General features: G+C 70.9%; 12 protein-coding genes and 1 pseudogene. 10 read left to right on the top strand and 3 right to left on the bottom strand.

Annotation, left to right across the window (positions count from 1 at the left end; all coding sequences use genetic code 11):
* The coding region (locus VF139_11610) for a TerB family tellurite resistance protein (GenBank protein HEX6852040.1) at positions 1 to 545 on the top strand (545 nt) is incomplete at its 5' end.
* Here VF139_11610 and VF139_11605 read toward each other — a convergent pair.
* On the bottom strand, positions 542 to 1,630 hold the full coding sequence (locus VF139_11605; GenBank protein HEX6852039.1) for a hypothetical protein: 1,089 nt from the start codon (positions 1,628 to 1,630) through the stop codon (positions 542 to 544). The genes VF139_11610 and VF139_11605 overlap by 4 nt on opposite strands.
* Before the next feature lie 131 nt (positions 1,631 to 1,761).
* On the opposite strand from VF139_11605, the gene VF139_11600 reads away from it, so the two are divergent.
* From VF139_11600 to VF139_11560, 9 genes and pseudogenes are all read left to right on the top strand, one after another.
* Positions 1,762 to 2,259, top strand: a complete 498-nt coding sequence (locus VF139_11600; protein HEX6852038.1) for a metal-dependent transcriptional regulator — start codon at positions 1,762 to 1,764, stop codon at positions 2,257 to 2,259.
* A 66-nt stretch (positions 2,260 to 2,325) separates the two neighbouring features.
* Positions 2,326 to 3,135 carry a c(7)-type cytochrome triheme domain-containing protein gene (locus VF139_11595; GenBank protein ID HEX6852037.1) on the top strand — a complete coding sequence of 270 codons (810 nt, stop codon included), beginning with the start codon at positions 2,326 to 2,328 and terminating at the stop codon, positions 3,133 to 3,135.
* Positions 3,132 to 3,446 carry a hypothetical protein gene (locus VF139_11590; protein ID HEX6852036.1) on the top strand — a complete coding sequence of 105 codons (315 nt, stop codon included), beginning with the start codon at positions 3,132 to 3,134 and terminating at the stop codon, positions 3,444 to 3,446. Before VF139_11595 ends, VF139_11590 begins: the two co-directional genes overlap by 4 nt.
* A 4-nt stretch (positions 3,447 to 3,450) precedes the next feature.
* The gene (locus tag VF139_11585) at positions 3,451 to 4,218 is read left to right on the top strand and encodes a c(7)-type cytochrome triheme domain-containing protein (protein ID HEX6852035.1); all 768 of its coding nucleotides are present in this window, start codon (positions 3,451 to 3,453) and stop codon (positions 4,216 to 4,218) included.
* Positions 4,219 to 4,311: 93 nt separating this feature from the next.
* On the top strand, positions 4,312 to 5,817 hold the full coding sequence (locus VF139_11580) for a TolC family protein (GenBank protein HEX6852034.1): 1,506 nt from the start codon (positions 4,312 to 4,314) through the stop codon (positions 5,815 to 5,817).
* 13 nt (positions 5,818 to 5,830) lie between these two features.
* Positions 5,831 to 6,958 carry an efflux RND transporter periplasmic adaptor subunit gene (locus VF139_11575; GenBank protein HEX6852033.1) on the top strand — a complete coding sequence of 376 codons (1,128 nt, stop codon included), beginning with the start codon at positions 5,831 to 5,833 and terminating at the stop codon, positions 6,956 to 6,958.
* Complete coding sequence (locus VF139_11570; GenBank protein HEX6852032.1) at positions 6,958 to 10,032, top strand: efflux RND transporter permease subunit; 3,075 nt, start codon at positions 6,958 to 6,960, stop codon at positions 10,030 to 10,032. The genes VF139_11575 and VF139_11570 overlap by 1 nt, the downstream gene beginning before the upstream one ends.
* A gap of 58 nt (positions 10,033 to 10,090) precedes the next feature.
* Positions 10,091 to 10,630: an ECF-type sigma factor gene (locus VF139_11565; GenBank protein ID HEX6852031.1), complete on the top strand. Its 540-nt coding sequence runs from the start codon at positions 10,091 to 10,093 to the stop codon at positions 10,628 to 10,630.
* Positions 10,627 to 13,284: pseudogene (locus tag VF139_11560) on the top strand (tetratricopeptide repeat protein). Before VF139_11565 ends, VF139_11560 begins: the two are co-directional and overlap by 4 nt.
* A 128-nt stretch (positions 13,285 to 13,412) precedes the next feature.
* Here VF139_11560 and VF139_11555 read toward each other — a convergent pair.
* Positions 13,413 to 13,934 carry a DUF4395 family protein gene (locus tag VF139_11555; protein HEX6852030.1) on the bottom strand — a complete coding sequence of 174 codons (522 nt, stop codon included), beginning with the start codon at positions 13,932 to 13,934 and terminating at the stop codon, positions 13,413 to 13,415.
* Between the two features lie 2 nt (positions 13,935 to 13,936).
* Complete coding sequence (locus tag VF139_11550) at positions 13,937 to 14,677, bottom strand: isoprenylcysteine carboxylmethyltransferase family protein (protein ID HEX6852029.1); 741 nt, start codon at positions 14,675 to 14,677, stop codon at positions 13,937 to 13,939.
* Positions 14,678 to 14,719 lie beyond the last annotated feature (42 nt).

The following is a 14,719-nucleotide window of genomic DNA, read 5'->3' as shown; positions in this document are numbered from 1 at the left end:
TACTGACCCCGGAGGTCGCGATGGGAATCCTCGACACGCTGGGCATCCGCGCGAAGGCGCCCGCGACCGCGGCGGGGGACACCGAGACCGTGCGCCGGATCGCGGCGTCGCTCGACCGGCTCGACCCCGAGCGCGCGCGTTACCTCGCGGCGTTCGCCTACCTTCTCACCCGCGTGGCGTCCGCCGATCTGAAGGTCAGCGAGGACGAGACGCGGACGATGGAGCGGATCGTCATGGAGAAAGGGGCGCTCCCGGAGGAGCAGGCGGTCATGGTCGTGCAGATGGCCAAGACCCAGAGCCTGCTCTTCGGCGGCGTCGAGAACTTCCTGGTCACCCGGGAGTTCCGGGAGATCGCGTCGGTCGAGCAGCGGATCGGGCTGCTGCACTGCCTGTTCGCGGTCTCCGCGGCGGACCACGTGATCTCGTCGGCCGAGGAAGGCACGATCGGGAAGATCGCCTCGGAGCTGATGCTCGACCACGCGGAGTACGTCGCGGTGAAAGGTGCCTACCGCGATCGCCTGGCGACGCTGCAGAACGGCGGCTAGAAGCGGCAGCGCAGCGCCGCGAACCCGTACCGAACGCGCAGGCCCTCGCCGGTCGCCTCACGCTGGAAGTCGCCTCCGTCGAACCGGTCGACGCTCACCGCCACTTCGAGCGCGTCGGACAGGCGCACCGTGGCCACAGCGTCGATCTCGCGGCCGACGTCGCGCGACGACGCTCCCGTCACCTCCGCGGCGCCGAAGCGACGAAGGGTGAGCGACAAGCCGGCCCTCGATCCCAGCGGGATCTCCGCGGCGAGCGAGGTGGCGCGAAGCCCCCTGGCGACGGACGCTCCCGCGGCGAAGCCGGAGAGGTCGGGGATCACTCCCATGTCGCCGACCTGTGAGGTGTCGTGGCGGGGGTGCAGGAACGCCGGGCTCGCGACGGCGTGCCCCAGGGTGAGGCGCGGGCGGAAGGCACCGCGCTCCAGCGCGTAGGTGAGCTCGACGTGGCCGCCCCACGCCCCGCCGGACTGGAAGACCGGCTCGACCTCGACGGCGAGCGCGCCGCGCCGCGCGACCGCACGGGCCCCGAGGCTCGTCGCGGCCCCGCCGTCGTCGATGGCATACGCCTCGACGCCCTTGCCCTCACGTGCGACGCCGACGACGACACCCGCCACGATCCCGCCCGGCTCCGGGGAGAGCGCCGAGACCGAGCGGCCGCAAAACGCCGCGACGGCGAGTCCCGGGCGGGGCCGGACGATCGCGTGGATCGCGTCGTACGCGGCGCCGTCGAAGCGCTCGTCGGCGCCGAGGAGGAAGCCGCTGCCGAGGACGAGCTCCTGTCGGCCGAGCCGGAGCTCGAAGCGCTCCCGCGCGAGCTGCGCGAACCCCTGATAGAGGTCGGCGCTGCGCGGGGTGTCGGACTCCGAAGCCCCGTACAGCTGTCCCTGCGCCACGAGCGTCCAGCCGTCCGCCGGGCGGATCGTCAGCGTCGGGCGGATCCGTGTCAGGGCGCGACGCTCCGGGGGCCCGGACGCACCCTCGAGACGGAGCGCGACGTCGAGGCCGGCGTCCATGGTGCTCCGCTCCTGTGCGGCCGCGTGCGTCGAGGTGAGCGCGATCAAGGCCAGGCTGGCGAGGGCGGTCATCGTTCCTCCGCGTCCGATCCGCGAGGAACGTAGCCAATGTTCGGTGCACCGAAAATAGCCGGATTGACCTATGTTTAGGGCTGCCTAACTTTGTTTGGCTTCGCGTAACTCATGGCGTAGCATGACCCTGCATGCACCGGGAAAAACCGATCTCCTCGACCCACGAGATGTACCTGAAGACGCTCTACGAGGTGCGCGGGCGTCACCAGGTCGCGAAGTCCCGGGACCTTGCCGAGGCGCTCGGGGTGAGCCCGGCGACCGTCTCCGGAGTCCTCAAGAAGCTGAAGGACCTCGACCTGGTCGATCACGAGCCCTACGGCGTCGTGTCGTTGACCCCGGCGGGGGTCGCCGTCGCCGAGTGCCTGCTCCGCAGCTACGACACCCTTCGCGACGTCCTCGTCGAGGTCTTCGGCGTCGATCCCGACACGGCGGCCGCGGACGCCTGCATGATGGAGCACGGCGCGAGCCCGGCGACCGTCAAGCGGATGATCGCGCTCCTCGAGCGCGTTCGGTCCGGCCGCCTCGTCATCCCCGACGACGCCCGCACCCCCGCAGAACACGGATGCGAGGATTGTGAGGCCGCGTCGACGTGCCTGGCGGCATCGCCGAGACACTCGACGCCGGCTTGACCGATCTCACGGAGGGGGTCGCCCTCCCGCCGCTACAGTCGGCCTCCACATCCGACAGGGGGCCGTGTGAACCATCCACGTTTCGCCTGGATCCTCGTCCTCGCACTCGCCACCCTCGCCGCCGGCGCCGAGCAGGGCGCGGGAAAGAAGCGCCGGCCGCTCCCGCACGAGTTCGGGCGCGTCGTCCTGAACAACGCCTCCGAGAAGGCCGGTCTCGCGCCGGTCGTATTCGACCACTGGCTGCACCGCGCGAAGTTCACGTGCCGGCTGTGCCACGTGGACGTCGGCTTCGCGATGTCGCCGGGGGGGACCGGGATCACCGCCGCCGACAACGCCGCGGGGTTCTACTGCGGCGCCTGCCACAACGGGAAGACGACGGACGGGGGCGACAAGGTCTTCGAGTCGTGCAACGCGAGCGACGCGCGCGCGCCGAAGTCGAGCTGCCTGCGGTGCCACTCCCTCGGGAAGAACGTGGCGCGTGCCTACGATTTCGCGACCTTCACGCGGGGGTTCCCGAAGGGGCGGTTCGGCAACGGCGTGGACTGGGAGAAGGCCGAGGCCGACGGCAAGGTGACGCCCGTCGACGTGCTCGCGGGCGTGTCGGTGCCGCGGGCGACCCTCGCCGCCCAGAAGGACTTCGATCTCACCCCCGAGCAGCGGGGGATGCCCGACATCATCTTCTCCCACGCGAAGCACACCGTCTGGAACGGCTGCGAGCTGTGCCACCCCGACATCTTCGGCGCGGTGAAGAAGGGAGCGACGAAGTACACGATGGGGGAGATCTTCGACGGGAAGTTCTGCGGTGCCTGTCACGTGACGGTGGCGTTCCCCCTCCAGGACTGCCAGCGCTGCCACGTGAAGCCCCAGGCGCCATGACCGCCTCCCTCGTGCTCCTCGCGGCTTTCTCGCTCGCGGCGGACGGCGCGGCGCCGCCGCCCGCGCCGACGGCGTCGGAGTCCAGGCCCAGACCGAAGGACTGGAAGGAGGAGTTCGCGGACATCTGCGCGAAGACGCAGGAGGCGAGCGGACTCTCCGACCAGGACCTCAAGGCGCTCGTGAAGCGCAGCGACGACCTCAAGCCGACGATCGACAAGCTCTCCGAGACCGAGCGCAAGGTCTACGGCAAGCGCCTCGACGCGTGCCGGAAGTTGTTCGTCTACGTCCTCGAAGCGCGCCAGAAGCCCTGAACCGATGCGAGGGGTGCGGACGATCGCCCTGGCGGGTCTCGTCGCCGTCGTCGGCGGCGACGTCCTCGGGTGGAATTTCGAGGACCCGGCCGACCACGGCCGCGTCGTCCTCAAGCAGCGTGCGGCGAAGGCGGGGATGCAGCCGGCCCAGTTCGACCACTGGCGCCATCGCGCGCGCTACACCTGCCGCCTGTGCCACGTGGACGTGGGCTTCGCGATGGAGGTGAAGGGAACCGGGATCACCGCGGAGACGAACCGGAGCGGGTTCCACTGCGGCGCCTGCCACAACGGGACGACGGCGTTCGCCTCCTGCGGGGAGCGCCCGGCGGCGGGTTCCGGATCGACCTGCGAACGTTGCCACACCCGCGGCGACGCCGAACGGAGGAAGCAGGACTACGAGTCGTTCGCGCGGGACCTCCCCCGCCGGGGCGTCGCGTCGGCGGTGGACTGGGAAGCCGCGGAGGCGGCGGGGTCGATCCGTCCCCTCGACTTCATGGACGGGATCTCCATCCCGCGCCCCCCGCTGAAGATGGACAAGGACGTCACGATCGCGTCGCGCGCCTGGATGACCGACGTGCGGTTCTCCCACCTGAAGCACGCCGTCTGGAACGGCTGCGAGGTCTGCCACCCGGACATCTTCCCCAACCGCGCCGGAGCCGAGCGGATGTCGATGCTCGAGATCTCCTCGGGGAAGTCCTGCGGGGCCTGCCATCGTCGCGTCGCGTTCCCCCTCGGGGAGTGCGAGAGGTGCCACCGCAACGAAGTTCGCTGAGGGGTGTCGAAACCTCCGTGCACCAAACGTCTTGCTGGTGGTGCGCAACTCCGCGCACCGACGGAGACAGGCCCCCACATGATTGCCGCAAGTGTGATCCTGGCTGCCTCTTCGGCGGCTACTGCATGGTCGCTCACGCTTTCCGACGCCGTCGCGAGCGCCCTTCATAAGAATGAGAATCTCCGCGTCGAGCGGGAGTCGTTCGCCATCGCGGATGCGGACTTGCTCGGGGCGCAGGGCGCCTACGATCCGACCCTCGGCGCCAACGCGTCGTGGCGCCAGGCCAGCGAACCCCTGAATTCTTCCTTCACAGGCGCCCCGGAAGGGGAGCTCGCGTCGACCCAGGAGTCGGTCTCCGGTGACGCTTCGGTGACACAACGGCTGAAGTCCGGCGGCTCGGTCGTCGTGCGCACGTCGCTCGTCCGGACGACGAGCAACGACATCTACACCCTCCTGACCCCGGCCTACGACACCGCGGTCGGAGTGGAGTTCCGGCAGCCGTTGCTCCGGGGCCGGGAGGTGGACGAGTCGCGCCTCGCGCTGACCGTCGCCGGCACCGAGCGCGGGCGGGCGGGGGCCTCGCTCCGACGCGAGGTGATCGAGACGGTCGCCGCCGTCGAGCGCGCCTACTGGTCGCTCGTCGCCGCCCGGGAGGAAGTGGGGGTCCGCGAGGAATCCCTCGCCCTCGCCGAGCAGCAGCTCGCCGACACGAAGATCCGGATCGACAACGGCGCCGCGCCGGTCACCGAAGCGGCGCAGCCCAAGGCGGAGATCGAGCGTCGCCGGGGGGAGCTTCTGGCGGCGCGGGAGAACGTCTCGCGCCTCGAGAGCGCGCTCAAGGTGCTGATCCTCTCCGACGCGGACGCCGACGCGTGGACCCGGTCGGTGGTTCCCGCGGATCACGCCGACGTGCGGCCGATGGAGCTCGACGTCGCCGCGGCGATGGAGCAGGCTCTGGCGTCGCGCCCCGAGCTCGAGGAGGCCGCCGCGGCGGCCGAGCGGCGCAAGGCCGAGACCGCGTTCGCGGCGAACACGGTGAAGCCCGCGCTCGACGCCTTCGTCTCCTACGACCGCTACGGCCTCGCGGGGACCGCACTCAACCCCTCCCTGAACGAGCGGGTCCAGGGCGGGCTCGGGCGCTCGTATTCCGTCCTCGGCGACGGCGATCTCGACGACGCCCGTGTGGGGCTGTCGCTGACCGTGTCGCTGGGGAACCGGTCCGCGAAGGCGGCGAGCCTGGCCGCCCGGAGCGCCGAGCGCCGGGCCGAGGCGGAGCTGGCGAGCGCCCGCAACTCCGTCCGGGGGGAGGTCCTGGATGCGGTCGCCGCCGTCCGCACCGCGCTCCAGCGCCACGAGGCGGCACGGGCCGAGCGGGAGTCGGCCGAGGTGCAGCTCGGCGCGGAAAGGGACCGCTTCGCGGTCGGGTATTCCACGAATTTCCTGGTGCTGACGCGTCAAAACGACCTGGCCCGCGCGAGACTCGCGGAGATCTCCTCGCGAACGGACTACCAGATCGCGGGCACGGAGTTGGCACGCGTGACGGGTTTTCTGCTGAAACAGCGTGGTATCGAGTGGCAAGAAGCACTCGGGGTCGAGTGAAGGAGCGAGAGCCATGGCCAAGCGCATGATGATCCTGCTGATCGCGATGGGGGTGTTCACCGTCGCGCTCGGTTTCGTGAAGTACCAGCAGATCCGGGCCGCGATCGCCGGAGCCGCCTCCTTCGCGCCCCCTCCCGAAGCGGTCACGACCCTGCTCGCGAAGGAGGAGCCCTGGAACGAGTCGCTCAGCGCGATCGGCAGCCTCGCCGCCGTGCAGGGCGTCACCGTGAGCTCCGATCTCCCCGGGATCGTCTCCCGCATCGCGTTCGACTCCGGCAAGGTGGTGGCGAAGGGGGACGTCCTCGTCGAGCTCGACACCAAGCAGGAGCAGGCGCAGCTTCGCGCGGCGGAGGCCGAGCGCGAGCTCGCGCGGCTGAGCCTCGAGCGGGTGCGCGGCCTGCACGACAAGGGGGTCACCTCGCGCGCCGAGCTCGACTCCGCCGAGGCCGGCTTCAAGTCCGCCGACGCGCGGCTGGGCGAGATCCGCGCGACGATCGATCGCAAGACGATCCGCGCGCCGTTCTCGGGGGTCCTGGGCATCCGACAGGTCAACCTCGGCCAGTACCTGAACAGCGGCGACCCCGTGGTGCCGCTGCAGTCGCTCGACCCGATCTACGTCAACTTCTCGCTCCCGCAGCAGGAGATCGAGCACCTGAAGCTCGGGATCGAGGTCGCCGTGCGCTCGGACGGCGTCCCGCCGATCGAGGTCCGCGGCCGCGTCAACGCGGTCGACTCGGTCGTCGACGAGGCGACGCGCAACGTCCGCGTCCAGGCGACGATCCCGAACCCGGACCGGAAGCTCCACCCGGGGATGTTCGTCGAGACCCGGATCGAGGTCGGCCAGGTCGGCTCGGCGCTCGTGATTCCGGCCTCCTCGATCCTCTACGCCCCCTACGGCGACTCCGTGTTCATCGTCGAGGAGATGAAGGCCCCCACGGGCGGCACCTATCTCGGCGTCCGCCAGCAGTTCGTGAAGCTCGGGCCGGCCCGCGGCGACCAGGTCTCGGTGCTGTCCGGGCTCAAGGCCGGGGAGCAGGTCGTGACCTCCGGCGCGTTCAAGCTCCGCAACGGCGCCGCCGTCCAGGTCAACAACCAGGTGCAGCCGTCGAACGACCCGGCGCCCAAGCCCCAGGAGAGCTGATGAAGATCACCGATCTCTTCGTCAAGCGGCCCGTCCTCGCCGCGGTCGTCAGCCTCGTGATCCTGATCGCGGGGTTGCAGTCGATCCGCTCGCTTTCGGTCCGCCAGTATCCGCGCAGCGACATCGCGGTCGTCCGCGTGACGACCGCGTACGTCGGCGCGAACGCCGACCTCGTGCGCGGGTTCATCTCGACGCCGCTCGAGCGGGTGATCGCATCGGCCGACGGCATCGACTACATGGAGTCGTCGAGCGCCCAGGGCGTGAGCACGATCACCGTCCACCTGAAGCTCAACTACGACACGGACTCGGCGCTCACGCAGATTCAGGCCAAGGTCGCCCAGGTGAGGAACGACCTCCCCCCCGAGGCCGAGGCGCCGATCATCGAGCTCGAGACCGCGGACAACCAGTTCGCGGCGATGTACATCGGCTTCGCGTCCTCCGACCTCGACCAGAACCAGATCACCGACTACCTGACCCGCGTGGTGCAGCCCCGGCTCTCCGCGATCAACGGCGTCCAGCGCGCCGACATCCTCGGGGACCGGACGTTCGCCATGCGCGTGTGGCTCGACCCGGACAAGATGGCGGCGCGCGGCATCGCCCCGTCCCAGGTCCGCGACGCCCTCGCGCGGAACAACTACCTCTCGGCCCTCGGCAAGACCAAGGGCTCGATGGTGTCGGTGAACCTCGTCGCGAACACCGACCTGCAGTCGGCGGAGGAGTTCCGCCGCCTCGTGGTGAAGGAGGACGCCGGCGGGGTCGTCCGGCTCGGCGACATCGCGGACGTCGTGCTCGGCGCGGAGAACTACGACGAGGACGTGCGCTTCAACGGCCAGACCGCCACGTTCATGGGGATCTGGGTCCTGCCGACCGCGAACTCCCTCGACGTCATCGGCAAGGTGCGCGAGGCGATCCCGGACATCCGCGCCCAGCTCCCGGCCGGGATGGAGGTCGGGATCCCGTACGACTCCACCGCCTACATCCGCGACGCCATCCAGGAGGTCCTGAGCACCCTGCTCGAGACGCTCCTCATCGTCGTCGTGGTGATCTTCCTCTTCCTCGGCTCGCTGCGCTCGGTGATCATCCCCGTCGTCGCGATCCCGATCTCGCTCGTCGGCGCCGTGTTCCTCATGGCGGTCGCGGGGTTCACGATCAACCTGCTCACGCTCCTCGCGGTCGTGCTCTCGGTCGGCCTCGTGGTCGACGACGCGATCGTGATGGTGGAGAACATCGAACGGCACCTGCAGCGCGGCGAGACGGCCTTCCGCGCGGCGCTCCTGGGAGCGCGCGAGCTCGTCGGACCGATCATCGCCATGACGATCACCCTCGCGGCCGTGTACACCCCGGTCGCGCTCCAGGGCGGGCTCACCGGCACCCTCTTCCGCGAGTTCGCGCTCACGCTCGCGGGCGCCGTCGTCGTTTCGGGCATCGTCGCCCTGACCCTCTCCCCGATGATGGGCTCGAAGCTCCTGCGCGCCGGCGACTCGCACCGCGGGTTCGCGGGGATGATCAACCGTCACTTCGACGTCGTGCGCTCGAAGTACGCGGCGCTGCTCGAGGGGACGCTCGCGTACCGGCCGGTGGTGCTCACCTTCTGGGTCCTGTTCACGGCGCTCGCCGTCCCCTTCTACCTGTTCTCCATGAACGAGCTCGCGCCCAGCGAGGACCAGGGGGTCGTCTTCGGCATCGTGCAGGCTTCGCCGAACGCGACGCTCGACCAGACGACGCTCTACACCGCGAAGGTCGACGAGGTGTTCCGCTCCTACCCCGAGACCGGGAACACCTTCCAGATCGTCTCGCCCGTGGGCGGCTTCGGGGGCATGACCCTCAAGCCCTGGAGCGAGCGCGAGAAGACCGCCGCGCAGCTCCAGGTCGAGGCCGCGGCGGAGATCTCCAAGATCCCCGGCGTCCGCGTCATCCCCCTGACCCCGCCCGCGCTCCCCGGCGGCGGGGATTTCCCCGTCGATTTCGTGATCGCCTCGACCGCGGAGCCCGAGCGCCTCGCGGAGTTCGCGGGGGCGCTCGTCGGCAAGGCGTTCGAGAGCGGGATGTTCTTCTTCGCCGACGCCGATCTGAAGTTCGACCAGCCCCAGGCCGAGGTCGTCTTCGACCGCGACAAGGTCCGCTCGCTCGGCGTCGATCTCAGCCAGGCCGGCCAGGACCTCTCGACCATGCTCAGCGGGAACTACGTGAACCGCTTCAGCATCCAGGGACGCAGCTACAAGGTCATCCCGCAGGTCCAGCGGGCGGATCGGCTCACCCCCGAGCAGCTCACCCAGATCCACGTCACCGGGCCCGGCGGCAAGCTCGTGCCGCTGTCCACCTTCGCGACCCTCAAGACGACGACCGAGCCTCGGGAGCTCAAGCGCTTCCAGCAGCTCAACGCCGTGCGCATCCAGGGGGCGATCCCGCCCAACGTGCCGCTCGACCAGGCGCTCAAGGTCCTCGAGAACGAGGCGGCGAAGATCCTCCCCGCCGGGTTCACGGTCGACTACGCGGGACAGTCGCGGCAGCTGCGCACGGAGGGGAGCAAGTTCCTCGGCGTGTTCCTCCTCTCGGCGGTCCTGATCTACCTCGTGCTCGCCGCGCAGTTCGAGAGCTTCCGCGACCCCTTCATCATCCTCGCCGGCTCGGTGCCGCTCGCGGTATCGGGGGCGCTGATGTTCTCGTTCCTGGGGCTCACGACCCTCAACATCTACAGCCAGGTGGGGCTCATCACCCTCGTCGGGCTGATCGCCAAGAACGCGATCCTGATCGTCGAGTTCGCCAATCACCTGCAGGAGCAGGGGCGCGACAAGGTGCGCGCGGTCGTCGAGGCGGCGGGAACCCGCCTGCGGCCGATCCTCATGACCACGGCGGCGACGGTCGCGGGGCACTTCCCCCTGATCCTCGCCACGGGGCCGGGCGCGGGCGCCCGGAACAGCATCGGCATCATGCTCGTCAGCGGGATGATCATCGGCACCGCGTTCACCCTGTTCGTGGTGCCGTCGATCTACGTGCTCGTCGCCCGGAGACACGAAGCGGCGGTCGCCGAAACCGACGAGGCGGTCGAGGAGCTTCCCGCGACGGCGGCGTGAGAGTAGCCTCTCCCCGTGTTTCTCGCGGTAGGGTGACGCCGTGCAGGATCCGGGTGAGGTGACGCTCCTGCTCCGGGAGATCCGGGCGGGGAATCGGGAGGCGTTCGACCGCCTCGTGCCGCTCGTCTACGGCGAGCTGCGGGGGATGGCCCACGCGCACCTGCGCCGGCGGGGCGGGGGGCGAACCCTCGACACCACCGGGCTCGTGCACGAGGCCTGGATCAAGATGGCGGGCCAGCAGGGGCTCGATGTCCACGACCGCGGCCATTTCCTCGCCGTCAGCGCCCACGCGATGCGGCAGGTCCTCGTCGACCTGGCCCGATCGCGCGCGGCGGCGAAGCGCCGCGGCGGGGAACGGGTCACCTTCGACGAGAACGTCGCGGCCGGCGAGCTCGAGGTCGAGGCGCTGCTCGACATCGACCGCGCCCTCGACCGCCTGCGGGCGCACGACGAGCGGCTGGGGCGGGTCGTCGAGTGCCGCTACTTCGCCGGCCTGAGCGAGGAGGAGACGGCGCTGGCGATGGGCGTGTCCTTGCGTACGGCCCAGCGGGACTGGCTGCGCGCGCGGGCTTGGCTGCGCGAGGAGCTGTCGGCATGAGCGACGACGGCTGGGCGAAGGCGGACGCCCTCTTCCAGGCGGCGCTCGACGTCGAGCCGGCCGCGCGCCCCGCGTGGCTCGAGACCCACTGTCCGGACCCGGAAGTGCGGGCCCGCGTGGCGCGCCTGCTCAGCCACGCCGACTCGGCCGACGCGTTCCTGCCGGAGGCGGGGGCGCTGCGCGAGGAGGTCCTCGGCGCGCTCGGGGAGGTCGCGCCCCCGGTCGCCCTCGAAGGGTACCGCTGGATCCGGCGCATCGGGGAAGGGGGAATGGGCGAGGTCTGGGAGGCCGAGCAGACGCACCCGGTACGCCGGCGCGTCGCCGTGAAGCTCGTCCGCCGCGGGCTGGAGTCCGCCGCGGTGATCTCCCGCTTCGAGTCGGAGCGTCAGGCGCTCGCCCGGATGAGCCACCCGAACATCGCGCAGGTCTACGACGCGGGGACCTCCGGCGACGGGCGCCCGTTCTTCGTCATGGAGTTCGTCGACGGCGAACCGATCACGTTGCACGCGCGGCGGCTCGGTCTCGGGATCGACGAGCGCCTGCGGATGTTCCTCGACGTCTGCGACGGGGTCGAGCACGCCCACCACAAGGGGGTCATCCACCGGGACCTGAAGCCGTCGAACGTCCTGGTGTCCGAGACTCCCGGCCGCGTCGTTCCGAAGATCATCGACTTCGGCATCGCGCGCGCGGTCGACCCGTCCGGGTCCGAACGCACCCTGCTCACCGAGCACGGCCAGATCGTCGGCACGCCGGACTACATGAGCCCGGAACAGGCCGCGGGAGACGACGTCGACACGCGCGCCGACGTCTACGCGCTCGGGGCGATGTTGTTCGAGCTGCTGACGCAGACCCGGCCCTTCGAGGACACGGCCTCCGGCCGCCCCTCGGTCCCGGAGATGCTCCGCCGGATCCGTGAGGTCGATCCTCCCAGGCCGAGCCGCCGCGCCGCCGACCCCGCCGTCGCGAGGCGCCTGCGTGGCGATCTCGACTGGATCGTCACGAAGGCCCTCGAGAAGGACCGCGGGCGGCGGTACTCCTCTCCCCACGACCTCGCCGACGACCTGCGGCGGCACCTGCGGCACGAGCCGGTCGTCGCGGGCCCGCCGAGCGCGACCTACCGCCTGTCGAAGCTGATCCAGCGCCATCGCATCGCGGTCGCCGCCGCGGTCGCGGTGGCGCTCGCGCTGTTCGCCGGGGCGGCGGCGGCGACGTGGCAGGCGGTGCGCGCCCGGCACGCGGAGCGCGCCGCGATCGAGCAGGCGCGGACCGCCGAGCGGGTCGCCGCGTACCTGGCCGGGTTGTTCGAGGCCGCGGATCCCGCCACCGAGCGCGGGAACGACGCGGTGGCCCGCGAATTCCTCGAGCGGGGACGCCGCAAGATCCGGGAGGAGCTGGCCGGCGAGCCGCTGGTCCGGGCCCGCCTCGAGATCGTCATCGGCGACATCTACACGAAGCGGGGCTCGGGTCGGGAGGCGCGCGAGCTCCTCGAGGACGCGGTCGAGACGCGGCGCCGGCTTCTCGGTCCTTCCGACCCCGACACGGCCCGGGCCCTCCACGCCCTCGCGCGCGCCCAGGCCGTGATGCGCGACGACGTCGCCGCCGAGGCGAGCTTCCGGGAGGCGGAGCGGATCCTGGGTGCGGCGCTCGGGCCGGATCACGTCGAGGTCTTCGACGTCCGCCACGACCTCGCGGACGTCGTCCGTCGCGCCGAGCGTTATGCGGAGGCGGAGGCGCTCTACCGGGCGGCGCTCGACGCCTTCGTGCGGCAACGCGGCGCGGACCACCCGTCCGTGGCGTCGGCCTGGAACGGGATCGCCACCTGCCTGCTCCGGCAGGGGCGGTACGCGGAGGCGGAACCCGCGCTCCGGAAGGCGCTCGAGATCCGGGAGCGGACCCTCGGTCGCGATCACTACGAGGTCGCCAAGACGACGACGACCCTCGCCGCGTGTCTGGGCCGCCTCGGGCGGGACGACGAGTCCGCCGCCTTCGCGCGGCGCGCGGTCGAGATCCAGGAGAAGGTCTTCGGCGACCCCCACAACCTGCTCGCCACGGCCCTCACGAACCTCGGAGGAGTGTACGGCCGGCAGGGGCGTTATGCCGAGTGCGAGGCGGCCTACCGGCGTGCCGCGGAGATGAAGGAGCGCCTCTTCGGCCCGGACCACCCGGAGACCGCGGAGGGGTACACCAACCTCGCCGCGCTGCACCTCGCCACCGGCGAGGCGACGAAGGCGCGGAAGGAGCTCGACCGGTCGCTCGCGATCTTCGAGGCCGCCTCCGGGCCGAAAGGCGAGCGCGTCGCGTGGTGCCTCAACTGCCTCGGCGAGCTCGAGCGGCAACTCGGCCGGACCGACCGGTCCGAAGGTTATTTCCGGCGCGCGTTGGCCGCGATGGAAGCGGTCGGCGGCGCGGGGCTCGTGGACGGCATCCGCGCCCGGTACGGCATCGCGCTCGCGGCCCAGGCGCGCGGCCGGTTCGCCGAGGCGGAGGCGGGGCTGCGTGCGGCGATGGCCGAGACGGAGGCGCTCAGCCCCGGGAACCCCGAGATCGCGGACTTCCTCGACTACCTCGCCGAAACCGTGCTCGCCCAGGGCCGGACGGAGGAGGCCGAGGAGCTACTCGATCGCTCGATGGCGCTGCGTCGCAAGTCCCTGGGCGAGGGGCACCCCGCCTTCTCCCACACGCTCGTGTGCCTCTCGGCCGTGCGACTCGCGCAGGGGAATCGCGACGAGGCCGAGCGGCTCGCCGTCGAGGCCGAGCGGCTCGCGTCGAAGGCGTTCTCCGATCAGCACCCCGACGTGGTGCGTTCGAGGAAAGCGCTCGAACGGGCGCGGCAGGGGGCGCCGAACAACCTCCCGAAGAGCCACGACGAGATGCAGAAGTCGGTGAGCGTCGGCACCAGCGCGGCGCCGACGAGCGAGAAGCCGAGGCCGTAGCCAGACGCCGGGGCGTCGAGTCGAAAGGCCGCGCCCGCCGCCAGGAGCCACGCGGCCGCCACCGCGCAGCCGAACCGCCGCGGGATGCCGTTGGGAGGCAGCGGCCGCGCATGGGTCCACCGCCGGATCGCCAGGTCGTGAATCGCGTCGAACGGGTGGTGGGGGAATGCGGCGCCGAGCAGCGCGACGACCGCGAGCAGCCACAATCCGTAGACCGAGCCGTCCGCGGTCGCCGCCGCCGCCCACGCCGCGCACAGGCCCGTGGTCAGGCGCAGCCAAGGGCCGAACTCCGAGATCGCCGCGTCGTCGTAGCCGCAGAATCCCTGCGCCTCGATCCTGCGGCGGAGCACGTCGATCGGCCGGAGTGTCATGGTCAGCGCTCCGCCTGCCGGAACGCCGGCACGATCATGGGCACGCGGCGGCGGTACTCCTCGTAGAGCGCCCCGTGTTCGTGGACGAGGTCCCGCTCCTCGAAGCGGATCGCGAGGAGGATGTACGCCGTCGTCGCGATCGCGAAGACGAGGTGGGCCGCGGTCATCGTCGGGGTCATCCAGAAGGCGAACAACCACCCGAGGTACAGCGGGTGCCGGACCATCCGGTACGGCCCCGGGGTCGCGAAGCGGAGCGGCTGGTACGGGCGGCCGAGGAGGAACAGCCACACCTGGCGCAGCCCGAACAGGTCGAAGTGGTGGATCAGGAAGGTCGAGAGCAGCACGAGCCCCCACCCGAACGCGAAGAGGCCGTAGAGGGCCGCACGGCCCGCGGTCGCCTCGACGTTCCAGATCACGCCGCCCAGCGGCCGCCACTGCCAGAACATCAGGATCAGGGCGAGGCTGGAGAACAGCGTGTAGGTCGACCGCTCGATCGCCTGGGGCACGAAGCGGGTCCACCACGTCTTGAACCCCTTCCGGGCCATGACGCTGTGCTGCACCGCGAAGAGCGCGAGCAGGGCCAGGTCGATCGCGAGCGCCTTGCCGAGGGGCTCGGTCGCGGGACCGTCGAGGCGGGTGGGGGTCAGGAAACCGCCCACCCAGCCGCACGCGTACAGGAACGTGCCGAAGAAGATCGCGTAGGCGATCGTGCCGTAGATGAAGAACGAGATCCTCTTGAGCATGGGGGCCTCCTTCATGGTCCTCGATCCGCTACTACGGAGAAC

The sequence above is a fragment of the Candidatus Polarisedimenticolaceae bacterium genome, assembly GCA_036376135.1.
Lineage (GTDB): Bacteria > Acidobacteriota > Polarisedimenticolia > Polarisedimenticolales > DASRJG01 > DASVAW01.
This window is presented reverse-complemented; position numbering and strand designations above follow the sequence as displayed.

Bases quoted from the DNA above. Each gene is read 5' to 3' on its own strand.
- VF139_11590 (HEX6852036.1), top strand. From the start codon at position 3,132: ATGACCGCCTCCCTCGTGCTCCTCGCGGCTTTCTCGCTCGCGGCGGAC.
- VF139_11575 (HEX6852033.1), top strand. From the start codon at position 5,831: ATGGCCAAGCGCATGATGATCCTGCTGATCGCGATGGGGGTGTTCACC.
- VF139_11555 (HEX6852030.1), bottom strand. From the start codon at position 13,934: ATGACACTCCGGCCGATCGACGTGCTCCGCCGCAGGATCGAGGCGCAG.
- VF139_11570 (HEX6852032.1), top strand. From the start codon at position 6,958: ATGAAGATCACCGATCTCTTCGTCAAGCGGCCCGTCCTCGCCGCGGTC.
- VF139_11600 (HEX6852038.1), top strand. From the start codon at position 1,762: ATGCACCGGGAAAAACCGATCTCCTCGACCCACGAGATGTACCTGAAG.
- VF139_11585 (HEX6852035.1), top strand. From the start codon at position 3,451: ATGCGAGGGGTGCGGACGATCGCCCTGGCGGGTCTCGTCGCCGTCGTC.
- VF139_11605 (HEX6852039.1), bottom strand. From the start codon at position 1,630: ATGACCGCCCTCGCCAGCCTGGCCTTGATCGCGCTCACCTCGACGCAC.
- VF139_11550 (HEX6852029.1), bottom strand. From the start codon at position 14,677: ATGCTCAAGAGGATCTCGTTCTTCATCTACGGCACGATCGCCTACGCG.